The organism is Ewingella americana ATCC 33852 (assembly GCF_000735345.1).
Lineage (GTDB): Bacteria > Pseudomonadota > Gammaproteobacteria > Enterobacterales > Enterobacteriaceae > Ewingella > Ewingella americana.
The window spans coordinates 65,652-88,309 of sequence record NZ_JMPJ01000063.1 but is presented as its reverse complement, the minus strand read 5'-3'; the positions used below and the strand labels follow the sequence as shown (position 1 = coordinate 88,309).

The window sequence follows — 22,658 nt, the reverse complement described above, 5'->3', positions numbered from 1 at the left end:
TTCGTTATATTATGACCACAATTGACGTTTTCTATGCCCAACACACGGAATAGCCTGATGCTTAAGATTTTTAATACCATGAGTCGCCAAAAAGAGGAATTCAAGCCAATTCATGCCGGTAAAGTCGGTATGTACGTGTGTGGGATAACTGTTTACGACCTCTGTCATATTGGTCATGGTCGTACTTTCGTATCATTTGACGTGGTAGCGCGTTACCTGCGTTATGCCGGGTATTCGCTGAAGTACGTGCGCAATATCACCGATATCGACGACAAAATTATCAAACGTGCTGCGGAGAACGGCGAGAGCTTCACCGCGCTGACTGACCGCATGATCGCCGAGATGCACGCTGACTTCGCCGCGCTTGGCATTCTGCCGCCAGACGCAGAACCACGCGCCACAGGCCATATTGCTGAAATCATCGACATCGTGCAGAAGCTTATCGACCGCAACCACGCCTACGTGGCCTCTAATGGCGATGTGATGTTCTGGGTGGAAAGCGATGCGGACTACGGCGCGCTTTCCCGTCAGGACCTCGAGCAGCTGCAAGCCGGTGCGCGGGTGGAAGTTGAAGCTAACGTCAAACGCAACCCGATGGATTTCGTGCTGTGGAAGATGTCCAAGCCGGGCGAACCGAGCTGGACTTCCCCGTGGGGCGAAGGCCGTCCGGGCTGGCACATTGAGTGTTCAGCCATGAACTGCAAGCAGCTGGGCGAGCATTTTGACATTCACGGCGGCGGTTCTGACCTGATGTTCCCGCACCATGAAAACGAAATCGCCCAGTCTACCTGTGCTCACGACGGCCCGTATGTGAACACGTGGATGCACTCCGGCATGGTGATGATTGACCGCGAAAAGATGTCCAAATCGCTGGATAACTTCTTCACCGTGCGCGACGTGCTGAAATATTACGACGCCGAAAGCGTGCGCTACTTCCTGATGTCCGCGCACTACCGCAGCCAGCTGAACTACAGCGAAGATAACCTCAAACTGGCGCGTACCTCGCTGGAGCGCCTCTACACCGCGCTGCGCGGCACTGACGCTGCGGCAAAACCTGCCGGTGGCGAAGCCTTCGTGGCGCGCTTCCGTGACGCCATGGATGACGACTTCAACACCCCAGAAGCCTACTCCGTGCTGTTCGACATGGCGCGCGACATCAATCGCCTGAAAGCGGAAGATATCAACGCGGCCAACGGCTTAGCGGCAGAACTGCGTCAGTTAGCTGGCGTGCTGGGCCTGCTGGAGAAAGACCCAGAGCAGTTCCTGCAATCCGGCGCTCAGGCAGAAAACGACGACGAAGTGGCTGAGATTGAAGCCTTGATCAAACAGCGTAACGACGCCCGCGCCAGCAAAGATTGGGGTATGGCGGACAAAGCTCGCGATCGTCTGAATGAGATGGGAATTGTGTTGGAAGATGGCCCAGCAGGCACCACTTGGCGTCGCAAATAAGCTATTTACTTGTCATTTTTCCCCCGGGTAGTGCTCTAAAATAAAAAAAAGCGCGGATGGATTTCTCCACCGCGCTTTTTTATTGTCTTAGCCGAGCTTATTCAGCAGAAGCTTTGACCACCAGCTTGCTGCTGGCGAACTCGACCTGTTGGTCGGCGAGAATTTTGCAACGTTTGCGGGTTTCTACCTGCCCGTTGACCTTCACCTGACCTTCGGCGATCACGGCTTTGGCCGCGGCACCGCTTTCACACCAGCCCATAAACTTGAGCAGGTCGCACAGTTCAACGTGCGGGTGTTTTTCGAGATAAAAAGTTTCCATGTATTCCTGACTTATCAATTACAGATTTTTAGTTGGCGCTGATGTCGTGGTATTCCTCGCAGGCTTGCAAGGTATTTTGAATCAGCGTCGCGACCGTCATCGGGCCTACGCCGCCCGGCACCGGTGTAATAAATGAAGCACGCTCGGCGGCGGCATCAAATTCCACATCGCCGACAACTTTACCATCTTCCAGCCGGTTAATACCCACATCCACCACGATTGCGCCCGGTTTTATCCATTCACCCGGAATAAAGCCCGGTTTGCCGACCGCAACCACCACCAGATCGGCGTGTTCAACGTGATGACGCAGGTTTTTGGTGAAGCGATGGGTGACGGTAGTCGTGCAGCCCGCCAGCAGTAATTCCATGCTCATCGGACGGCCCACGATGTTGGACGCGCCTATCACCACGGCGTTGAGGCCGTAAGTGTCGATGCCATAACGCTCGAGCAGGGTGACGATGCCGCGCGGGGTGCATGGGCGCAGGGTCGGCGCGCGCTGGCACAGGCGGCCAACGTTATAAGGGTGGAAGCCATCGACGTCTTTGTCTGGGCGGATGCTTTCTAACACTTTGACGTTATCGATGCCCGCTGGCAGCGGAAGTTGCACCAAAATGCCGTCGATATCGCTGTCGTTATTCAGCTCATCAATCAATTTGAGCAACTCACCTTCGGTGGTGGTCATCGGCAAATCATAAGAGCGCGACAGGAAGCCCACTTCTTCGCAAGAGCGACGCTTGTTGGCGACATAAATTTGCGAGGCCGGGTTCTCACCCACCAGAACAACGGCTAAGCCTGGAACGCGTTTTCCGGCTGCAATTCGTTGTTTAACTTTTTCCGCAACTTCGCTTCTAACCTGCTGCGCAATCGTTTTACCGTCAATAATCTTTGCTGACATTAGGGAGTAAATCCATCAATGAGTAAATGCAGGGGGATGGCGCTATTTTGGCAGAAGCGAGAGGCGCTGTCAGGCGTTGAATGATCTTCAGCATAAAAATAGCCGCAGTTTTGTTACGACTTGTGGTTAAAAAATAGCTATTTTAAAAAGGCACAACATCAAAATAATAAGGATAAAACAAGATGGTACGTAAAGTGGGTATTGTCGGCGCTGGCCATGTCGGTGCTGACGTCGCTTTTTCTCTGGTTACACAAGGCTTATGTGACGTCATCGTCCTGCTGGATGAAAATCAGCCTAAGGCTACAAGTCAGGCATTAGAACTGCGTGACATGGCCTCGCTAGTCTCTTCGCGGGTCAAAGTTTTGGCGAATGACTACGCCGAACTGCATGATGCCGACGTGCTGGTGGTCGCCGTAGGGCCAAAAACCCTGCTGCGCGAAGACCGGCTGGAGGAGCTGGCCGAGACCCGCGCGGCGGTTCGGCAAGTGATTCCGCAGGTGATTGCCAGCGGCTTTGATGGTGTCATCCTCAACATCACCAATCCGTGCGACGTCATTACCCAAATCATTCAGCAAACCAGCGGCTTCCCGCACAGTCAGGTGCTCGGCACAGGTACGTCGCTGGACACCGCTCGCATGAAGCGCGTGGTGGGGGAGTTCTTTGGCTTCGACCCAAAAAGCGTGACTGGCTACGTGCTGGGTGAACACGGCGAGTCGCAGTTTGTCGCCTGGAGCACCGTGCGCCTCGGCGGCCGCCCGGTAGCCGAACTGGCGGGCGATCGCGACGTGGATTGGGCGCAGATGGACGATAGAGTGCGCGGCGGCGGCTGGGATATTCTACAGGGCAAAGGCTGGACCAGTTTCGGCATCGCCACCGCGACGGCAAGGCTGGTGGACGTCATTCTGTCGGATGCCAACAGCGTCTATCCGGTGTCGGCGTGGGATGAAAACCTCAAGGTGTATATCGGCCAACCGGCGGTCATCGGCAAACGCGGCGTGGTGCAAACCTTGATGCCAGAACTCACGGCCTATGAGAATATCGCCTACCACGCCTCATCCCGCGTGATTTTGGCCGCCATCAATTCAGAAAAATAGTACCGATTGATTTTGCACGGAAAAAAACGGGCAGGGCGCGTAATGGCTGATAAATTATCGCAAATTGTTCAGTCATTAAGCAGTGAGTTCGAAAGCCATTGACTCACCGCGGTCTGCCCGTATAATCCGAGTCCGCAACGCTCCCATCCGGGACTGCAATGCGCCCTTAGCTCAGTTGGATAGAGCAACGGCCTTCTAAGCCGTAGGTCACAGGTTCGAGCCCTGTAGGGCGTACCATTTCAAATCAAAGAGTTACTTCAGTTTCATCCCAACTCGTTTTATCTCAAGTGTCGTGTTCACTAGACTGTGAATTGAATTTCTTGGTGTGCTCGAAAGAAGATTCGGTGAAAGCTGAGTATAGCGACGAACCCTTTCTATGCACTTGACCCTGACAACACAATCCGCGAATAAAGTCGTCCTTCAGGCCGCCAAGCCGATGTCCGGTATATTATTGAATCTCTTAACAGGGGCATTTAACGCAAACATTTTTTTCAATGTTTGCTGGGTAAAGTCTTCGGCTTGTGTCGGAGTGAATCTTTTCACTCTGCCCGGATTGACCCGTAATCTAGATTTAAATGCGCGGGTGAAGGTCTGTTGTGATTCATAGCCATATTTCATGGCGACCAGCACGATATCTTTCTCTTGGCCAAGCAGGTCGAGTGCGGCGAAGTACAATTGCCTTTTGCTGATATAACTACCGAGCGTCACGCCAGTATATTTTTTAAATATGCGTTGTAGATGCCAGTGAGAATACCCGGAGTATTCCGCGATAGAATGAATAGTCAGTCCCTGAGTAATATTTTCGTCGAGCCAAGCTAAGACATTAATGACGATAGATAACTGAAACTCTTCTTTATTTGTCATGTTAATCACTACTGTTGGGAGAATTAAAAGCTCCGAACATCGCGAAAGAGGAATAGGCTGGCCGAGTTGTTTCGGCCGCCTGAATTTATTGTCACCCAAGACAATTTATTCGCCTTAGAAGGTGTAAAGCACCGCCGCCGAGGTACTCACCTGATTACGCCGGAACACTATCGGGCTATCTGAAGCATGATCATTCAGCCATGTGTAACCAACATTCATCATCGTCGACCAGTGGGGCGTTAACTGATGGCTCCACGTCAGGTCACTTTCGACGCCGTACAGCCCGCCGCCGGGCTGATAAGCTGCATAGCCGCTGCGCGCACTTTGTTGTTCGCTCACGCCATAAAATGTCTTCATGTAACGGCGATCGCCAAACAGCGCGGCGGATTCAAACGCCACGGTATCGCTCTCATCCTGCCACGGCACCACTGTCACCGAAGTTTGATATTGTCCCCCTTGTCCATCAGTCAGGGGCAGTGTGGCTTTGCCCTCCAGCGAAAGCCACGAGGTGGCTTGCCAGCCCACCGCTATCGCGGTATTAAGGGCCGCTTTAATATTGCCCATGCCTTTTAGCCTGTCCGAGCCATCACGCCAGCTGGATTTTTTGTCAGCACGACCCAACTGGTAGCCCAGCGTATGTTCCAGATACAACCCATTTTCGCTTTGCAGGTCGTAGCCGATACCTTTGAGTGAATCGAAAAACACGGCGCCTTGGCGTGCCTGAATGACGGGTAATACATCAGTGCGGCGCTTCTCCGAGCCGCTGTAAGCCGGTGCGTTTTGTGCCCCAATCCCCAAAGTCACGGTGGATTCTGAGGGGCTTGTCTCGCCGGCTTGCGCGGTTGTGATGCTGCTCGCAAAGGCAATATAGGCCATAGGCATAATAAGTTTTCTGGATATCATTAGGTTTCTCATTCCCACGGGGTTGGGCTCAACAACAGATTAATGGTGCGTTTGATGCAGGAAGTGTGGCGCCATTGTGTCAATAATCTGCTTGGGTTTTATGAAGAAACTGTCAAGGTCGTTCAAATGCAGAAAAAAAGAGTGCTGATTATCGAGGATGATGCTGACGCCGCCAGCGTGCTCGAGGCTTATCTTGATCGCGAAAATTATGACGTAGCCATTTCCGGCGACGGTTTATGCGGTCTGGATAAGGCTCGCAGCTGGAAGCCTGACATTATCCTGCTTGATGTCATGCTGCCCGGTATGAATGGTACTGAAGTGCTGTCAACGCTGCGCCGTAAAAGCGATACCCCGGTGATTATGGTTTCGGCCATGGGGGAGGCGCCGGACCGAATCGGTGCTCTGCGTTACGGAGCGGACGACTATGTGGTGAAGCCCTACAATCCCGGCGAGGTGGTGGCGCGGGTTCAGGCTGTGTTAAGGCGCGTCGCGCCACAACATCGCCAAGAGCAGATTTTACGTTGGCAGAGGCTGGAGATTGATGTTGAGTCGATGGCAGTTAAGGTAACGGATGATGCCGGAAGTTCATCTGGGCTTGAGCTGACGCCCACTGAATTCGCATTGCTAGTGGTGCTAATGCGCGCGCCAACCCGCGCTTTTACCCGCCAAGAGTTACTGGAACGTTGCCTGCCGGACAGCGAGGCGCTGGAGAGAGTGGTGGATACACACGTCTACAACTTACGTAAAAAACTCGAATCGGCAGGGGTTTTTGATGTGCTGATCAATGTCCGCTCGGTCGGTTATAGGTTCAGGCAACCATGAGAAGTACACAACCGCAGTCCCTCTGGCGCTGGATTTGCGTCCGTGTTTTAGCATTAGCTATCAGCTCTGTCGTTTTGATCGCCCTGTGTATGTGGCTAAGCTACGGCATTCTCAATTTCTGGATAATCTCGCATATGTCGCCGGAGATGCGAGCTGAGTTTGCGTTATTGCGTGACCAGCCGGAATTGAATCCGGCCCGTTTCCATCAAATTGTCGATCAAGGCTGGGGTCTACGCTATTCGGAGCCCACCATTGCCACCTCGGATTGGGCGATGGTGGGCATTCTGGTTCTGATTGTTATCCCTTTTATCATTGTACTGGGGCTACGTGCCGCGCGGCCTCTCTCGGCGCAGGTCAGCCAACTGGCTAATGCCGCCGGTGCCGTGGCGCGAGGGGAGTTTGGCACGCGAGCCGTGGTGGCGGAAAAGGTGCCGATGGAGCTCATCCGGCTGACGGAAGATTTCAATGTCATGACCCAGCAACTTGAACGTTATGACCGTGAACTTCGCGCATCTCACGTAGCCATGGCCCATGAGCTGCGTTCACCCTTAACTGCCGCGATGGGGAGGCTACAGGGCATGATCGACGGGGTTTTTGCCGCCGAACCTCAGCAGCTTCAGATGGTCATGAAGCAGTTGCAGTATCTGAGCCGACTTTCCGATGAACTTCTTCTGCTTTCACTGGCAGATGCCGGCCAGCTGAAACTCAGTAAAAGCGCCACTAATTTGACCGATATTCTGCATGAACGGGTAATTTGGTTAAAGCCGCAGGCCACCGCAGCAGGTATGGCAATCACGGTTAACGCGCCGGCCCAATGTCGTTATACCGGCGACCCATTCCGCCTTGGGCAAGTATTCACCATTCTGATGGAAAATGCTTTGCGCTACGCCGCAGAGGGCGGACGTCTGGTGATTGACATTGCCAAGAATGATCGGGGCCACGAAATAACATTTCGCGATTATGGTCCGGGCGTGCCAACTGAGTTTTTGCCGACGATTTTCGAGCGTTTCACCCGAGCAGATTCCTCGCGGGCGCGCCATTCTGGCGGATGCGGCCTCGGACTTTCCATTGCACGCGCGATATGTCAGGCGCATGGGGGCACCATTAAGGCCACCCAGCCGGAAACTGGTGGATTACTTATCTCGATCTTTTTACCTTCCTTTTTAACCTCATCACTCTGATGGTCGAGGCGGGCAACAATAATTGCCCGTCTTGATACATCCTTGATGAAACATCGCGTAAGTCTGGACACGGTTTGAGTTGAATAGCGTCATTGCTATTCAGGAACCGTGTTATGACGCTGATATTCATCGATTACGCCAGACGGGCATTAGGCCATATTTTTACCCTGCATCGGCTGCGTCATTTACTGCCATGGCTTATCCTTTTTCCCACTCTTTTGGTGCTGAATTATTACTCGACAAGAATTCGGCTTGGCTTAATGCTGCTCAAGCGCCGAGGGCGGGAGAATAGTCGGTATAACCTGCGGCTCCTAGGTTCTAGAGCTAAGCGGGGTTTGCCGGTGAAAGAAACAGGGAAAAAGTAGCAAAGGGTTTTACATGATCCCGATGATTAATGATTTACGTAAAATTACCGCTATGAATTTTGATATAACCAATCATTTATGCTAAAAAAACTCACCGAAGTAATTCTTTCATCTGAGAAAGGTTCTCAGAGAACACAAACATAGGGATTGAATATGAAACTCATGGCCTTGGCACTGTCTGGAATGATGATGGCTCTCTCTGCTAATTCGATGGCGGCGGCAACGGGTGACACAGCAGACATCAGCAAGCTGCCGCTGGAGAAAGTCGCACCTTATCCGCAGGCTGAAAAGGGGATGGTTCGTCAGGTGATTTACCTGCCGAAGCTGGAAAATGAGGATAATTTCAAGGTTGAACTGCTGATTGGTAAAACCTTAGAAGTGGACTGCAACCGCCACATGATGGGCGGCAAGCTGACCAGCAAAACGCTGCAAGGCTGGGGCTACGATTATCTGGTGCTGGAGCAGCTCTCTTCCCCGGCTTCCACCATGATGGCCTGCCCGAACCAGACCAAAACCAAGAAGTTCATCGCCGCGAACCTCGGCGACCAGACCTTCGATCGCTACAACAGCAAGCTGCCAATCGTGGTCTACACCCCAAAAGATGTGGAAGTGAAATACCGCGTCTGGACCACGGATAATAATGTGAAGACGGCAGAAGCGAAGTAAGTCGCATCTGCAATCAATGAGGGGCAGCGCTGCCCCTCATTGGCTATCACCGATAACTCACATCCAGCGCGCCATAAGCGACCACGGCTTCTGAGCCGTCGCTGCTGGAATCTTGGTTATAATTCCCCGCTTTGAAGTACAACTCGATGCCTTGCCAGCTCTCTTTTGGATAGCTGAAAGTTTTCTTGCTGGTCTTGCCGTCTGCCGTGGTTTCGACGGTGACTTTTATCTCGCTTTTGCTGCCTTTGGCTTCGATTTTATAGTCGATTTTGTCTTTTAAACCCACTCCGGAGAGCAGGGTGGTGCGCTGCTCTTTATCGCCATAATGCGGTTTGACGCCCGCAACGATGTCGCCGTTCTGCCAGCGCAGTTTCAGCAGCTCCGAGCCGCCCGGTTTGTCGCCGTGGATCTGGGCAAAGATGATGGATTTGGTGTCGGGATTTTTGACGATATACACCGAGCCGGTCTGGGTGTTAGTGAAGTCGTCGCCGTTGACGAAGTTTTTCTTGGCACGGAGTTCGGCGCGTGGAAACTCGCTGTGCGGCGTGGAGCCAAAGCCCGACGGCGCTCTGAACATGGTCGCGCCCTGCGGAATGGCGGAGTCGCAGCGTTCGGCGTCGGCGCAGTTGCTGTAAAAATAGCTGTTTTTCAGGCCGCTGGTGATCGGCTCTTCATTGGGTTTTTTACTGCTGTCAAAAGCCTGCAAAATATAGGCGTCTTTCAGGATGGGAAAATTTTTAGCGGGGGTATTTTGTCCCCCTTCGGCAAAGGCGTTGGCGCTGCTCAGTGCCAGCAACAGGGCGCTGAATAGGGTGCTTTTACGCTGAATCATCCACTGCATTTTTACCGTCATAACTGGCCCTCATCAATCATGCTTTTCTGGTGGGTTCTGGTACTTGAATCAGTAAAGCACTGGCTTATTAAACGAACGCCATTCGCCCGGCATTTAGCGCCATTTGTTAGTAACAACCTTTGTCTAATTCTCTTTTTTCCTGACGTTTATTGCGCCGAAAGTTCTGCTTACAATAACCCGTTTCTGCGAAATAAAGTCTTCAAGATCTCTGCTATTTTCTATGCTGTTATAGGAGCAATATCAGCCCCAACCAATTAGGAAATCCATGGATCGTCGTCAGTTTATTATTGGGTCAGCCGCCGCGATGGTGGCGGTACGCACTGGGTCGGCACTGGCGCGTAAACACGCGGTGTCGGAAGACGGCGCTCTGGCCGCGCAACCGTCGGGGCAGTACACCGAAATTGCTTTATGGAAAGGGACTCCGCCGGGTGGCGGTGGGCCGTCTGGTGGTGAAGTTCTCTCGGCAAAAGGCGCGCTGAGTAATGTCACTCATCCGTCGCTGCGCGTGTTCCAACCGGCTCGCCCAAACGGGCAGGCGGTGCTGGTGGCGTCCGGCGGTGGCTATAAACGCATGGAGATGGGGCAGGAGGCGTGGCCTGCGGCGGACTGGCTGACCAAGCTCGGCTACACCGCCTACGTCCTGACTTATCGCCTGCCGAGCGAAGGCTGGAATGACGGCAGCGTGGTGGCTTTGCAGGACGCCCAGCGCGCGCTGCGCATTGTGCGCAGCCGCGAAAAGCACGTCAGCGTGCTCGGTTTCTCGGCGGGCGGACACCTGCTCGGTCTGGCGTCGACGCGCCCGGATTTTCGCTCTTACCCTGAGCAGGACGCGTTGGACCGCACCCCGGCCTATGCCGACCGCGCGGCGCTGATTTACCCGATTATCACTCTTGAGAAGCCTTACACCCGCACTTCAACCCACAAGGTTTTAGTCGGGCCGAGGGCCACGGATCAGGAGAACGCCGCGTGGTCGGTACAGAATTTTGTTACTCCGCGCACGCCGCCGATGTTCTTAGTGCAGGCTGAGGATGACCCGATCTCTGACCCGCACAACACGCTGATCATGGCTGCCGCCTGTGAGCGCGAGCACGTGCCGGTGGATATGCACCGCTACTCCTCCGGCGGCCACGGTTTTGGCATGGGCAAGCCGGGCACGCCAACGGTGGAGTGGCCTTCGCGCTACAAGGCGTGGCTGGAAGCTTAAGGTGTAAGATGCAATTAGGGCAGCCAGTGGCTGCCCTTTTTTATACGGCTAGTATGTCGAAAGCTTAACCCTGATTGCCGCCGACGGTGATGTAATCGGTGTAAATCTGCGGCGCGCCGGAGAATGACGCCAGCTCCTTCCACTCGGTGTACATCTGCTCGGTGTCCTGATGCTCGGCCACGAACTTCAAGGCTTTCTCGGTGGAAACGTCCAAATCCGGGTGGAAGGAGTTAAGTGACTCGAGGCTCTCGATGATTAACATCACCGCGTATTGATCCAGACGGTTGCCGCTCTGGCCCTTCAGCATATGGAATTTCCAGCCCGGATAGTCCTCGACGCGATGAATGTTGTCGGTGATGAACTGCTCAAACTGCTGCGGCGTGACGCCCGGCTTTAAGGCCAAGTTGTGAATACCGACGATGCGCTCGATTTTCTCCTGCCCCGGCACGTTGCGGTAGTTCGGGCCTGCAGGCAGTGAGCTGTTTTGGTTTTCCGCCACCAGACTGTAGTAGGTGTAAATGGTTGGCAGTTCGGCAAAAGTGCCGAAGGTTTTCCACTCGTCAATCAGCTTGGCGGCCTCGGGGTGCTGCTGCCAGAAGGCGCGAGCCTCCGCCGTTTGCTCGCCGTTGCTATCGACATAGCGGGCATAGGTGGCGGCATCTTTGGCCTGATAAACCATCAAATACTGGTTCTCGCGCTCACCGCGCAGCCCGCGCAACAGCGTCCACTGCCAGCCCGGATAGGCCGGAATGTTCACCCCTTTTTGGCGCACGAACTCTTCGAACTGATCCGAGGCGACGCCTCTCTTCAGGTTGATGCCGACATAGTGCAGGGAGAAAACCGGGCTTGATGCTTCATTCATGGAAACGTCCTCTTTAGATGAAATGGGTGAGTTAGCGCGTTAAGGCGCGGGCGCTAAGGCTGACCAGCAACAGGCAGAAAATCGTGCAGCCGAAGGCCAGCGTAAGGTTGGAGTATTTAGCGATAAAGCCAATCAGCGCGGGGCCTGCCAGCAGGCCGACATAGCCGACGAGGGTCACCGCGGGGAAGGCCAGATTGGGTGGCACATGCTCTTGGTTACCCGCCGCGTTGAACAGAATGGGCACCACGTTGGCGATGCCGAGGCCGACCAAAATCAGCCCGGCGAAAGCCACCCACGCCAGATTAACCGTGGTCACCAGCAGTAGGCCGAGCACCGCGCAGAGGCTGCCGAGCAGCAGCATGCGATAGCGGCCAATGGCGTTGATCAGCCTGTCGCCATACAGCCGCGCGAGGGTCACGGCGATGGCATAGAGTGTGTAACCCAGTCCGGCCTGAGATTTCGCCACGCCGCGCTCGGCATTGAGCAACAGGGAGGACCAGTCGAGCATCGCCCCTTCGGTAAGGAAAACAAAGAAGCACAGCAGGGCGATAAACAAGATCTTGCCGTGGGAGAGAGCGAACAGCGTGCCGCCTTTCTGCTCGCCGTCGATCTCACTTTTGGCTAATAGATCCGCCGAAGCGATAACCAGCAGCAGGGCGATCAGTGCCGCAATCAGCCCAATGGCGGTCGTTGGGGAGACGCCCGCCCACAGCAGCAGGCTGACGCTGCCCGCGCCGGAGATGCTGCCAATGCTGTAGAAGCCGTGAAAACCGGACATTTTGGCCTGCCCGCTTTCCCGTTCGACAATGATCGCCTGCGAGTTCATCGCCACGTCCATGATGCCGTTGATCGCGCCGAACACCAGTAAGGCTGCCCCCATCAGCAGCGGGGCGTCGAGCAAGGTCAGCAGCGGCAAATCCAGCACTAACAGCAAACCGGCGGTGAGAATGATTTTACGACAGCCCAATTTGCCGATCAGCTGACCGGTAAACGGCATAATCAGCATCGAGCCCGCGCCAATACAGAACAGCAGCAGCCCCAGCGAGCCGGCATCAATGCCAATTCGCGACTTCACGAAGGGGATTAACGGTGCCCATGCCGACATGCCTAATCCGGCCAGAAAGAAAATTATCCGGGTGGCAATTTGCTGACGGACATTCTCCGTGGCACCTCGAATCAGCAGGTTGAGTGTCATAACGACCGGCTCTCCTCAGCGGGCAGGCTTTCCGCGACGCAAAGATAGTCGGTGTAGATTTGCGGCGAGCCGGAGAAAGAGGCCAGCTGCTTCCACTCTTCATACATCTGCTTGGTGTCGCGGTGCGCCTTGGCGAACTTAGCCGCCTCGTCGGTGGCGATATCCGGCTCAGGGTAGAAGACGTCCAGCGCGTCCATGCTGGCTATCTCCATCATCACCACGTATTGGTCCAGCCGGTTGCCACGTTCGCCTTTCAGCAAATGGAACTTCCAGTCGGGATAATCTTCAATACGATGATGATTTTCGGCAATAAACTGCTCGAACTGCTCCGGCATCACTCCTTCGCGCAGGGCCAGATTGTGAATACCGATGATGCGGGCAATTGGCTCCTCGCCCGGCTGGTCCCGATAGCGCGGGCCATGGGGAACATCGCTTTTGGTGTTTTCCGCCAGCAATTGGTAGTCGGTGAATAGTGTCGGTAACTGGCTGAAGGTACCGAGCTTGCGCCACGCCGCCAGAATCTCCAGCGCCTCGGGATGCTGCTGCCAGAAGGCTTTTGCCGCCTCGGTTTTCTGACCGGTGGCGGTGACATAGCGGTCGCGGTGCGCCTGACTGTCCATCTCATACAGCATCAGATATTGCCCGACGCGTTCGCCGCGCAGGCCGCGCAGCAAGGTCCAGCGCCAGCCGGGATAGCAGGGGATTTTCACCCCCTGCTCGCGGACAAAAGCTTCAAACTGCTCGTTGGTGACGCCCACTTCGGTATCAATGCCAATGTAATAGAGGCTGAAAACCGGATGGGTGGCGGATGAAGAGGTTGCCATGGCGAAGCTCCTTATTCCGTCTCGGTGGTGAATTGGGTGTTGATGATCGCCTCGACCAGCGTGATGCCGATGGGCGTCAGGGTCACGACGTCGCCGGAAACCGTCACCAGCTTCTTCTGCACCAGCTTATCCAAGGTGCGATTAATCAGCGGATTTTCGAAGAAGCTGTTGCCGTCGAAACGCTGCTTGAACACCTTGTCATCCACCGGGATCAGAGTGGAAAGCGCCATCTTGAAGGCGTTGACCTCGCGCTGGGCAGGAGAGAAGCCGCGGCTCTCTTCGATTGGCAGGCGGTCTTCGTTCAGCGCCTCTTTATACTTTTTATAGCCGGTAATGTTGATTGCCTCGGAGCGGGTCGATTTAGAGCTGCCGCCCAGCCCAATCGCCACTTCTGGGTACTGTTTGTCGAGGTCGGTGATGAGTGCTTTCCACTTTTCCGGCTGCTGGTCATTGCGGTGGAAGTACATGGTTGGATGCTCGGTGTAGCCGTCGGCCAGATATTTCTCCACCAGTTCGCGCATCTGGTACTGCTTGCCGAGGCCGGGGAAGCTCATGTTATTAATGTTAATCAGCCCCTTTTTCTGCCACAGGCTTTCGCGCTCGCCGGAGACGCCGGTGCGGTTTTTGATGAATTCATCCATGTGCAGCTTGGTGCAGACCACGTGGGATAGTCCCAGCTCGAGGGTCTTCTCCATGTCATATTTCACGTCATCCACCGTCTGGCCGAGCATGCCGTAAATCAGGTCGACGCTGACCCAGTCGATGTCGATTTCCCGCGCCTGATAGATGGTTTCCACGCACTCGTCCGCCGAGTGCATGCGCCCGCAGGCGGTGATGATTTCGTCGTTGAAGGACTGGGTGCCGAAGCTGATTTTGCTGAAACCAAGATCTTTTAATATCGCCAAATACTCTTTGTTCAGCGTGCCCGGCTCGCCCTCGAAACGCATGGTGGCGGTGGAGAAGTTAAAGTGGCTTTTGTAGAAGGCCATCATGCGGCGCAGTTCTGGCTCTGGCAGCAGCGACGGGGTGCCGCCGAAGATATTGAATTCGCCGACTTCCACCGTGGCGAGGTTCGGCACGCGCTCCAGCCACATCAGGGCTTCTTTGATGTTGAAGTCCACCAAATCGCGGAATACCTCCTGCGAAGAGGCGGCTTTCGGGTTGAGGATCACCGTCGGATACTGGCAGAAGTGGCAGCGATAGCGGCAGGTGGGGATATAGGCCCAGAGGTGGATTTTGCCCGCTTTCTTGATGTCGCTGTCCATATCGGCAAAGAACGACGGCAGCGGGTAGTCGGTGATGTCGCCGGGGAAGACGTGGCAGCCAAAGGGATCTTTGTAGACATACTCCAGAAAAGCGCGGTTTTCCGGCTGGGCCAGAAATTCATTTACCAGAGGAACAGGGTAATTTTCATCAATATCCAGCAGGGAGTTCAGGGCTTCGTTGTTCATCAGAATACGCCTCCATTGGCAAAATAGTTGTGGGCTTCACCGGACTCGCGGTCTTCGCAGAAGTAGTAAACGAAGCGCGTGAAGTCTTCGGTTTTCACCTGATCGAAACAGGCGGGCAGGTCAGGCGGATAACCAATGTCGTCGCCGACGGCGCGGCGCATGGCGGCAAAGATCTCATCGCGGAATTCGAAATAGAGGCGATAAGCCGGGGTCTTATAGGCGTGGATCGGTTTGAAATCGATAATGCGCATTTCATGTTTGAGTTCATGAATGCGGCGGTAGAGCTTGTCAGCCAGCGGACCGGAGAAGAAGTCGCGCACTTCGCTGTTTTCTAACAAGATGTAAGGGTTGAGCAGGGCGGGCAGAATGATATTTTTCGGCGTGTAATCCTTCACCGAATAGTCCCACGCCTGTTTGGATTCGGCCGGGGTGGTGTCAACCAGCGTTGGCTTTTGCTGCTCAACGTCCGGGCGCACGTCTTTCATGATGATGATGCCGTCGCTGCCGTAAGCAACGCCGGTGATCACTTCATCCAGAATGGTGTCGACCCGGCGGCTGTTGATTTCGACATAGGAATTTCTGGCGTAGACCGGCTTGCCGCCGTAGGCGATGATTTTGATGCCGAAGTCCCAGTCGTCGGACAGGTGCTCGACAAAGCGGCCTTTGTTGAGCTGGTAGAAGATTTCGATGCCGCCAATGGTGTCGTACAGGCCGCGCTCGACGCCAAAGCCTTTACCGTCGGGGAAGCCGCCAAACAGCGAGAAGGAGTATTCGCGCAGACGCAGGGTTTTCTTGATTTCATTGAACAGGTTAGGGCGTTTTTCGAAATCTTCGGCATTGTAATAGTAGTTACAGGTGCCTAAGTCGCCCTGCTGGCTGACCATGGTGTTAATCAGCTCATACAGCCAGTAGGTGTCGACGGTGCAGTCGGCGTCGGCGGAGACAATATAATGTTTTCGCTTCTGCCCGAGGCGGCTGTCGCGGGCTTTAGAGCGCAGCGAGGCGTAATCCATGCCGCGCTTTCTGGCAGAAGAGACGCCCTGAACTTTCTCATCAATGACATGAATATCCATTGACGGGTTCTTGGCGCTAAACGCATTTATTTTTGCCACGGAATCATCGGTGGAATTATTATCCACGATAATTAACTCATAGCTGTCGTGAGTGATCAGGTTATCTTTGGTTTTCTGATTGAAGAGTGAAATTAATACTTCATCAATACGGTCGCTTTCATTATATACGGGTAGCACTACTGACACGAAAATAGAATCGCGCATAAGTTCTCCAGAATAGAGTAAGATCCACAATGAAATGGGTTAGGGTTTTAAATTAATTCACATTTAAAATGTCGATCACGTTATTGGAGAGCACCTGCTGCCCTAAGGCGAAATTTTTATCCGCCACGTGCGCCATATATTCCTTATTGTTGAGGAACTGATATAAATCATGAATAAACTCAGGGTTGGGTAAACCGTCCTGCTGTTCGGATATCGCCATGACCGGCGCTTCGAAGCCGTGCTGGCCGTATACCTCGTGATAATACTCATAGCTGGTGGTGATGTAGCAGCGCCGGTGGCTCACCGCCTCGCCAATTGGGTTGCCGTAGCTGTCGTAGTCATAAGAGGTGAGGAAAGAGACCAGATCACAGGAGTGATATAAGTCTTCTATGGCGATGGCGTCGCTTTCTGACTGCATACATTCATGAGGCAGCGCGCCGATAAATTTAATATAGGGTTTTACATTAAGCTCTTGCGACAGTTTATCCAGTTCCTGAAAATAACCGTGATTTTCCTTTTCATTTCCGGCAACCGCTAAATAGACGCGTCGGTCACTGTTACTATTATGGAATAAGGTGTTGAGATGGCTCACCAGCATCACGTCGCGGTCTAAGCGTTTTTGCGGAATAATACGCGTGGTGCGGGCAATTAAAATATCATCGGCGCGAACGCTTAGCCGCTCTCTAATATTGCAGCGCACCTTCTGCTGGGAAAAATCATAGGTATTTTTCTTCACTTTGACGTCTACGTCGTAATTACACCAAGCTTCTAATTTCTGCTTGAGGTGGTCATTCAGCGTGACATAAGTGATGTGCTTGGACTTGACCGGCTTGATGGCGTGAGAGTAGGGCGCCGGGCCATATTTCATCACCGTCTTTTCGCTATTCCACATCAGGTCGTGGTCGCGCCAGATAACGAAATTACCCAAATCCTGCTGCTGGCCGTACTGTTCAATCGCCAGATACAACGCCTTGGTATAAATGATATTTTCCGGCAGGGTGCCATTTTCCACCACCAGATTACTGATACCCAACTGCTGCCAGAGCGCCACGATACGCTGGGCAAGCAGATGTGCCGTCTGGTCGATGGTCTGCAACAGCGCGGCTTTTTCATCATCGCTAATCGGGCTTTTTTGGCTGATCAGCGCGCTGTGGGCGTATTCGATAAAATCGAGGTTGTAATGGGGGATCGACGTGATGTCGTCGATACGCACTAGTGTGAAGACGTCGCGATAAATCGCCGGCTCCACGTCATAAGGCTTATTAAAGTTTCCCTTATCAATCTTGATGTCGTACCCCAAATCCAGATACGACCGGAACCCCCGGTCTTGCAGCTTCTTAGCGATTTTCATCGCCTCAACCGTGATCCCTGATACCGCGACAGCATCGAACGAAACAAACATTGCACACTTATCTTGGCTATGTCGCATTGCACACCTCAGGCTATTTCCATTTAATTCATGTATTTAATAGCATTTTATCTTTGTGTCTTTTTCTCCGGTAACGATCCCAGTCGAACGGCGCAGACGGCCTTCTTGTGCTGTTCGACTTCCTCCAATGAGTGAGAAGGAATTTTCACCAGTTCCACAAACTTTAGAGGGATTTATGTTTTGTGAGGGGCTTCTCAAATCTTCAAAGATCGCAGGAAATAGATTGGTTATTTTTTGACAGCAAAAAATTCATAAACTATGTGGGTATCCTCCCCGTCAGGGGAGAGAAGCTTGGCGGGGGAAAGGGGATCAGTGGCGCAGCGCGGCGAGCAGGAAATCAATCATGGTGCGGGTGCGCAATGGCAGAAAACGGGCATGAGGGTAGAGCAGGTAAAACGGGCGGCGGGTGCCACCGAACTCTTGCAGCACTTCCACCAGTTGCCCGCTGTTGAGATCTTCTTGCGCCACGAAGCGATAAATTTGGAACAGCCCCGCGCCGTGGCGAGCCAGCGTCAGACCGCCGATATAATCTTCAGAGCAGGTAATGTGATGATCCATCACTCTTTCGCTCACTTCCCCCTGCTGCTGGAATAGCCACGGCAGAGGCCGCCCGTTGCTAGAAAGCTCATAGCCAATGCAGCGATGCTGAGTTAAATCATCCGGAGTCTTCAACGCGGGCGCGCTGGCGAGATAGTGCGGGGAGGCCACGACAATCAACTCGGCATCCTCGATTTTACGGGCAATCATATTGGACTCGGCGGGGGCTTTGCCGCGAATTGCCAAATCAAAGCCTTCTTCGAAAAAGTCGATATTGCGATTGCTGATGTGGGTGTCGACGGCCAACTGGGGATAGAGCGTCTGAAAGCGCGCCAGCAAAGGCAGCACCCGCCAATGGGCATAGGCGGTCGGCATGCTGAGTCGCACTTTTCCGGCGGGCTGTGACTGCTGCCCGCTCAGCGACATTTCGGCGTCTTTCAACAGCGTCAGCGCCGCCAAACACTGCGCGCGATACTGCTCGCCTGCCTCGGTCAGGCGAATCTGCCGTGTGGTGCGCACAAACAGCCGCACGCCGAGGCGCTCCTCTAAACGCGATACCGCCCGGCTCACCGCCGCCGGAGTGACTCCCGCCTGCGTCGCCGCCTTGCTGAATCCGCCGGTTTCCGCCGCCAGACAGAATAATTCCAGACTGCCAAGCATGATGTCGTCGAAGTCGCGTTGCATGGGTGAGTTACGCCTTATTAATTACATGAAGTAATAAATGAATGTCATTTAGCCTTATTTATCGCACCTGAACGCATAAGTAAAGTGACCGCAGTGAGTCAACAGCGGCATTTATCCGAGTGCCAACTTAGCGTTTATAGGAGTGTGTTATGAGTCAACAAACTGTGGTGATCACCGGCGCATCGAGTGGTATTGGTTTTGCACTGGCTGAAGCGTTCTTAAAGCGTGGCGACAATGTGGTGGGAAATGCCCGCACCAGTGAGCGTCTGGCCGAGGCGGCGAAAAAGCTCGGTAACCCGAAAAACTTCGTCGGCGTGGCTGGGGATATTGCCTTGCCGGACACCACCCAGCGCCTGTTTGACACCGCGCTGGAGCAGTTCGGGCGAGTGGATATTTTGATCAACAACGCCGGGATCTTCATCGCCAAGCCGGTCGAGAAGTACACCGAAGAGGATCTGGATGCGCTGCTGGCGACCAACCTCAAAGGCTTCTTCTTCCCGGCCCAGCGCGCGGCGGAGCTGATGAGCAACCAGCGTAGCGGCCACATCATCAACATCACTGCCAGCCTTGCGGTGCAACCTCTGCGCAACTTGCCTTCGCTGCTGCCGGTGATGGTCAAAGGTGGGCTGAACGCCGCGACCCAGTCATTGGCGCTGGAATTGGCGGATAAAAACGTGCAGGTCAACGCGATTGCACCCGGTGTGATTGAAACGCCACTGCACAGCGGTGGCGACGGCGTATTCCTGCGCGCACTGTCACCGGCCGGACGCACGGGAAGCACGCAAGACATCGTCGACGCGGTATTTTATTTGGTGGATGCGCGTTTTACTTCCGGCGTCGTATTGCCCATCGATGGCGGCGCAACCGCCGGTGTTTGGTAACAGGAGATAGGCTATGCCATTCATTAATATACAAGTTACCCGCGAAGGGGTGACCGCCGAGCAGAAAGCCGCGCTGATCTCCGGGGCGACAGATTTGCTGGTGAAAGTGCTGAACAAAGATCCGCAAACCACGTTTGTCATTATTGACGAAGTGGATACCGACAACTGGGGCGTGGCGGGAGAAACCATCACCCAGAGGCGTAAACGCAGCTAGTCGTTTCTGGCGAGGCTTGATATAAGCCTCGCTTTTAACCATTAGCCCATTTAACCGCGATGCGCTGATTGGGGCCTTTTATACACTCCACCTCTTTTTGACTTTTATTCTCATCGCGATAAATAAAGAAATAACGATTTTTTATTTTATTGACTAACAACATCTCATTATTTCTAAATTGATAAACCGTCAAAACGTTGCCGCTTTTATCGGTATAAGTTGCCGGACGCGGCGCGACGATAAATCCGTCATCCCATAGCAGTGTGGTAATAACATAATCAGTATTGCTGACCGACATTTCACCTCTGCCGGGGCAAGTGAGCTGATATTGCTGCATCGCCCAAATGGCTGGCGAGAACAGGCTGAAGAGTAACGTGATGAGTAATTTAGACTTTTTTATTATTGATAGGGTGTTTCTCTCTCCATGATTAACTGACATCTTATTTCCACTTGTCTGGCATTCTGTATTAGTCTTAGGGCCTGCAAGGTATAGGAAATAGCTAACTGGGTGAACCCAACGAAGGTTTAAACAGTATTAACTTGAGGTTTAGTATGAATAAGCTTAAAGCCATGGAGGTATTTATCTCTGTTGTTGAAGAGGGGAGTTTTACCGGCGCGGCGAAGAAAGAAGATATGTCCGTGGTGATGGTGGCGAAATATATTAATAACCTTGAGAAGACCCTTAAAACGGATTTATTGCAAAGAACCACCCGCAGCATGATGGTGACCTCCGCCGGGCAGCTATTTTATGAGTCAGCGCAGGGGATTATCGCCAACGTCAACCAAGCCTATGAGGCAATGGAAGGGCTGAACAATGAGCCGCAGGGCTTATTACGCATCAGCGCGCCGATGACCGTGGGCAAAGAGATTGTTGGGCCTATCGTCGCCGAATTTATGCAGATTTACCCGCAAGTTCGCATTGAACTGGTATTGAATAACAGCGTGGCGGACCTGATTGCCGAAGGCTACGACTGCGCTTTCCGCATTGGCGATTTGAAAGATTACGCTTTGGTGGCCAAGCCGCTGTTTCTCTATCGGATGATTATTTGCGCCACGCCGGAATACCTGCGCCAGCACGGCACGCCAGCCGGGCCCGAGGCGCTGAGTCAGCATCGTTTACTGATCCACTCGACGTGGAATTCGCGCTTTGCCTGGAACCTGCGCGAAGGGGGGAGCGATATAGCTTGGCCGAATAATTGGGTGATGAAATCTAACGACGGCTATGCCCTGCGCGACGCGGCGCTGGCCAGTAATGGCATTCTGATGCAGCCGCATTTTCTGGTGAAAGATGAGATAGCCAGCGGCAGATTGGTCACGCTGTTGGAGGATTTTCTACCCAAGCCGCGCCCGGTGCATCTGCTCTATGCGCCGAAGAAGAATGATGTCCCTAAGCTGGATAAGTTTGTGCAGTTTGTGATGCAGAAGTGCGAGGGGATGGAATAAAGAGAGGATTCGAAGAACCCTCTCTGTTGACTAAAGTCGGTTACTGCGGCTTGGCCGCCAGCCAGAACAGGCCTTTCGACGGCTGGTGCAAGAACTCTTTATGCACCATATCGAGGTCGGCCTGCGGGTCGAGATCCTTGAACAGCTCCGGGTGCAGGAATTTGGCGATAGCTTCAATAGCAAAAATGTTCAGCGGGCTGTCGTAATATTGATGATAAACCGCCAGAACGCGATGCTGTTTGATGGAATCGAGCACGTTGACGCCGTTGCGCGCCATCAGCTTGTTCAGACGTTGCGCCGAAAGCGCGGCATCCGCGTTGTAACCCAATGGCACGCCGATGCTCTCTTTAAAGCTGCTGCTCCAGTCCGCGCCGGTCATCAGGTAAGCGTCAGGCTTGCTGGTGATCAGCTGTTCCAGATTAATGGTGCCGCTTTTGCCCGCAAACAGCGCGCTGCCGAGATTCACCCCGCCCGCCGTTTGAATAAACTCACCAAAACTGCCTTTTCCGTAGGTAAAACAGCACTCTTCGCCGGTCATTCCGGCGTGACGCTCGATAAACACTTTTGGCTTCTGCTGCTCGGTCAGGGTCGCCACGCGCTGGTTAATCATGTCGATGCGCGACTGGTAGAAGTGTAAAAAGCCTTCAGTCTGCTGCTCATTGCCCAGCGCCTGACCCAACAGGCGGATGCTCGGCACGGTATTGGTCAACGGATGCAGGCGGAAATCGATAAACACCACCGGCACGCCAATCTTGGTTAGCTGCTCAAGAACCCGGCTCTCTTCCAGTTTCTTTTTAACGCCTGCATCAAAAATAATTAAGTCAGGCTTCAAACCTACGGTCTTCTCCACGCTGAAATCGCTGTAGTAAGCGTTCTCCAGCATCGGCAATTTTGCCAGTTCCGGGTAGTCGTTCTGGTAAAGCGTGAACAAGTCCGGGGCCTTGGCTTTTAGCGCGTTATCCCAGGCGATGATTGACTCGAACGGCTTAGTCGGATGAACAAGCTGAAGAGCTTGTATCGCGCGTGAGTCGGCCAAGATGACGCGTTCAGCAGGTTTTGGTAAGACCACTTGCCGGCCGGTGACATCGGTCAGCGTAATGGGGTCAGCCTGAGCAACAAAAGACACCAGACTACTCAGTCCTAATAACAGCAGGGCAGGCAATGTTTTCGCGAGCATAAAGGGCATTCCTGAAAGGCAGCTTAAACGGGGTTAAATCTTCAAAAAACACAGTATTTACTAATACTT

At 53.6% G+C, this 22,658-nt stretch carries 23 protein-coding genes and 1 tRNA gene; 10 read left to right on the top strand and 14 right to left on the bottom strand.

Annotation, left to right across the window (positions count from 1 at the left end):
• Positions 1 to 57: 57 nt before the first annotated feature.
• Positions 58 to 1,449, top strand: a complete 1,392-nt coding sequence (cysS, locus tag GEAM_RS13270) for a cysteine--tRNA ligase (protein ID WP_034792245.1) — start codon at positions 58 to 60, stop codon at positions 1,447 to 1,449.
• 97 nt (positions 1,450 to 1,546) lie between these two features.
• Here the strand turns inward: cysS and ybcJ are convergent, their stop codons facing one another.
• Both ybcJ and folD read right to left on the bottom strand, forming a co-directional pair.
• A complete protein-coding gene (gene ybcJ, locus GEAM_RS13265) occupies positions 1,547 to 1,768 on the bottom strand; it encodes a ribosome-associated protein YbcJ (protein WP_034792243.1) in 222 nt (73 codons plus the stop codon).
• A 28-nt stretch (positions 1,769 to 1,796) separates the two neighbouring features.
• Positions 1,797 to 2,663 (bottom strand): bifunctional methylenetetrahydrofolate dehydrogenase/methenyltetrahydrofolate cyclohydrolase FolD, encoded by an 867-nt coding sequence (gene folD / locus GEAM_RS13260; RefSeq protein WP_034792241.1) that lies wholly within the window; start codon positions 2,661 to 2,663, stop codon positions 1,797 to 1,799.
• A gap of 182 nt (positions 2,664 to 2,845) precedes the next feature.
• On the opposite strand from folD, the gene GEAM_RS13255 reads away from it, so the two are divergent.
• Both GEAM_RS13255 and GEAM_RS13250 read left to right on the top strand, forming a co-directional pair.
• Entirely contained in the window at positions 2,846 to 3,757 is a 912-nt protein-coding gene (locus tag GEAM_RS13255) for an L-lactate dehydrogenase (protein WP_034792239.1), read from the top strand.
• Between the two features lie 160 nt (positions 3,758 to 3,917).
• A tRNA-Arg gene (locus GEAM_RS13250) sits at positions 3,918 to 3,994 on the top strand.
• Positions 3,995 to 4,177: 183 nt separating this feature from the next.
• Here the strand turns inward: GEAM_RS13250 and GEAM_RS13245 are convergent.
• A complete protein-coding gene (locus tag GEAM_RS13245) occupies positions 4,178 to 4,621 on the bottom strand; it encodes a helix-turn-helix domain-containing protein (protein WP_051899518.1) in 444 nt (147 codons plus the stop codon).
• A 114-nt stretch (positions 4,622 to 4,735) separates the two neighbouring features.
• Positions 4,736 to 5,524 carry a MipA/OmpV family protein gene (locus GEAM_RS13240; protein ID WP_034792237.1) on the bottom strand — a complete coding sequence of 263 codons (789 nt, stop codon included), beginning with the start codon at positions 5,522 to 5,524 and terminating at the stop codon, positions 4,736 to 4,738.
• A 126-nt stretch (positions 5,525 to 5,650) separates the two neighbouring features.
• On the opposite strand from GEAM_RS13240, the gene GEAM_RS13235 reads away from it, so the two are divergent.
• The 3 genes from GEAM_RS13235 to eco all read left to right on the top strand — a co-directional run bounded on the left by GEAM_RS13235 (position 5,651) and on the right by eco (position 8,558).
• Complete coding sequence (locus tag GEAM_RS13235; RefSeq protein WP_034792279.1) at positions 5,651 to 6,346, top strand: response regulator; 696 nt, start codon at positions 5,651 to 5,653, stop codon at positions 6,344 to 6,346.
• Complete coding sequence (locus GEAM_RS13230; RefSeq protein ID WP_034792235.1) at positions 6,343 to 7,527, top strand: ATP-binding protein; 1,185 nt, start codon at positions 6,343 to 6,345, stop codon at positions 7,525 to 7,527. The genes GEAM_RS13235 and GEAM_RS13230 overlap by 4 nt, the downstream gene beginning before the upstream one ends.
• A 518-nt stretch (positions 7,528 to 8,045) precedes the next feature.
• Positions 8,046 to 8,558: a serine protease inhibitor ecotin gene (gene eco, locus GEAM_RS13220; RefSeq protein WP_034792231.1), complete on the top strand. Its 513-nt coding sequence runs from the start codon at positions 8,046 to 8,048 to the stop codon at positions 8,556 to 8,558.
• A 46-nt stretch (positions 8,559 to 8,604) separates the two neighbouring features.
• Here eco and GEAM_RS13215 read toward each other — a convergent pair whose 3' ends face one another.
• Complete coding sequence (locus GEAM_RS13215; RefSeq protein ID WP_244956670.1) at positions 8,605 to 9,411, bottom strand: polysaccharide lyase family 7 protein; 807 nt, start codon at positions 9,409 to 9,411, stop codon at positions 8,605 to 8,607.
• Positions 9,412 to 9,676: 265 nt separating this feature from the next.
• Here GEAM_RS13215 and GEAM_RS13210 point away from each other — a divergent pair, with 265 nt between their 5' ends.
• Positions 9,677 to 10,615: an alpha/beta hydrolase gene (locus GEAM_RS13210; protein WP_034792229.1), complete on the top strand. Its 939-nt coding sequence runs from the start codon at positions 9,677 to 9,679 to the stop codon at positions 10,613 to 10,615.
• A 64-nt stretch (positions 10,616 to 10,679) separates the two neighbouring features.
• Here the strand turns inward: GEAM_RS13210 and GEAM_RS13205 are convergent, their stop codons facing one another.
• The 7 genes from GEAM_RS13205 to GEAM_RS13175 all read right to left on the bottom strand — a co-directional run bounded on the left by GEAM_RS13205 (position 10,680) and on the right by GEAM_RS13175 (position 18,874).
• A complete protein-coding gene (locus GEAM_RS13205; RefSeq protein WP_034792227.1) occupies positions 10,680 to 11,477 on the bottom strand; it encodes a hypothetical protein in 798 nt (265 codons plus the stop codon).
• Positions 11,478 to 11,508: 31 nt separating this feature from the next.
• Positions 11,509 to 12,672, bottom strand: a complete 1,164-nt coding sequence (locus tag GEAM_RS13200) for an MFS transporter (RefSeq protein WP_051899517.1) — start codon at positions 12,670 to 12,672, stop codon at positions 11,509 to 11,511.
• Positions 12,669 to 13,496, bottom strand: a complete 828-nt coding sequence (locus tag GEAM_RS13195) for a hypothetical protein (RefSeq protein WP_034792225.1) — start codon at positions 13,494 to 13,496, stop codon at positions 12,669 to 12,671. Before GEAM_RS13195 ends, GEAM_RS13200 begins: the two co-directional genes overlap by 4 nt.
• 11 nt (positions 13,497 to 13,507) lie before the next feature.
• Positions 13,508 to 14,947: a radical SAM protein gene (locus GEAM_RS13190; protein ID WP_034792223.1), complete on the bottom strand. Its 1,440-nt coding sequence runs from the start codon at positions 14,945 to 14,947 to the stop codon at positions 13,508 to 13,510.
• Positions 14,947 to 16,224, bottom strand: a complete 1,278-nt coding sequence (locus tag GEAM_RS23150; RefSeq protein ID WP_034792221.1) for a glycosyltransferase family 2 protein — start codon at positions 16,222 to 16,224, stop codon at positions 14,947 to 14,949. The genes GEAM_RS13190 and GEAM_RS23150 overlap by 1 nt, the downstream gene beginning before the upstream one ends.
• A 52-nt stretch (positions 16,225 to 16,276) precedes the next feature.
• Positions 16,277 to 17,626 (bottom strand): glycosyltransferase family protein, encoded by a 1,350-nt coding sequence (locus GEAM_RS23145; protein ID WP_244956669.1) that lies wholly within the window; start codon positions 17,624 to 17,626, stop codon positions 16,277 to 16,279.
• Positions 17,627 to 17,962: 336 nt separating this feature from the next.
• The gene (locus GEAM_RS13175; protein ID WP_034792217.1) at positions 17,963 to 18,874 is read right to left on the bottom strand and encodes a LysR family transcriptional regulator; all 912 of its coding nucleotides are present in this window, start codon (positions 18,872 to 18,874) and stop codon (positions 17,963 to 17,965) included.
• A 149-nt stretch (positions 18,875 to 19,023) separates the two neighbouring features.
• Between GEAM_RS13175 and GEAM_RS13170 the strand changes: the two genes are divergently transcribed.
• Entirely contained in the window at positions 19,024 to 19,755 is a 732-nt protein-coding gene (locus GEAM_RS13170; RefSeq protein ID WP_034792215.1) for an SDR family NAD(P)-dependent oxidoreductase, read from the top strand.
• Positions 19,756 to 19,768: 13 nt separating this feature from the next.
• Complete coding sequence (locus tag GEAM_RS13165; RefSeq protein WP_034792213.1) at positions 19,769 to 19,969, top strand: tautomerase family protein; 201 nt, start codon at positions 19,769 to 19,771, stop codon at positions 19,967 to 19,969.
• A 34-nt stretch (positions 19,970 to 20,003) separates the two neighbouring features.
• Here the strand turns inward: GEAM_RS13165 and GEAM_RS13160 are convergent, their stop codons facing one another.
• Positions 20,004 to 20,408, bottom strand: a complete 405-nt coding sequence (locus tag GEAM_RS13160; protein ID WP_128124446.1) for a hypothetical protein — start codon at positions 20,406 to 20,408, stop codon at positions 20,004 to 20,006.
• A 113-nt stretch (positions 20,409 to 20,521) separates the two neighbouring features.
• Here GEAM_RS13160 and GEAM_RS13155 point away from each other — a divergent pair, with 113 nt between their 5' ends.
• Positions 20,522 to 21,412, top strand: coding sequence for a LysR substrate-binding domain-containing protein (locus GEAM_RS13155; RefSeq protein ID WP_034792209.1), 891 nt, complete (start codon positions 20,522 to 20,524; stop codon positions 21,410 to 21,412).
• Between the two features lie 40 nt (positions 21,413 to 21,452).
• Here GEAM_RS13155 and GEAM_RS13150 read toward each other — a convergent pair whose 3' ends face one another.
• The gene (locus tag GEAM_RS13150) at positions 21,453 to 22,598 is read right to left on the bottom strand and encodes an ABC transporter substrate-binding protein (RefSeq protein WP_034792207.1); all 1,146 of its coding nucleotides are present in this window, start codon (positions 22,596 to 22,598) and stop codon (positions 21,453 to 21,455) included.
• Positions 22,599 to 22,658 lie beyond the last annotated feature (60 nt).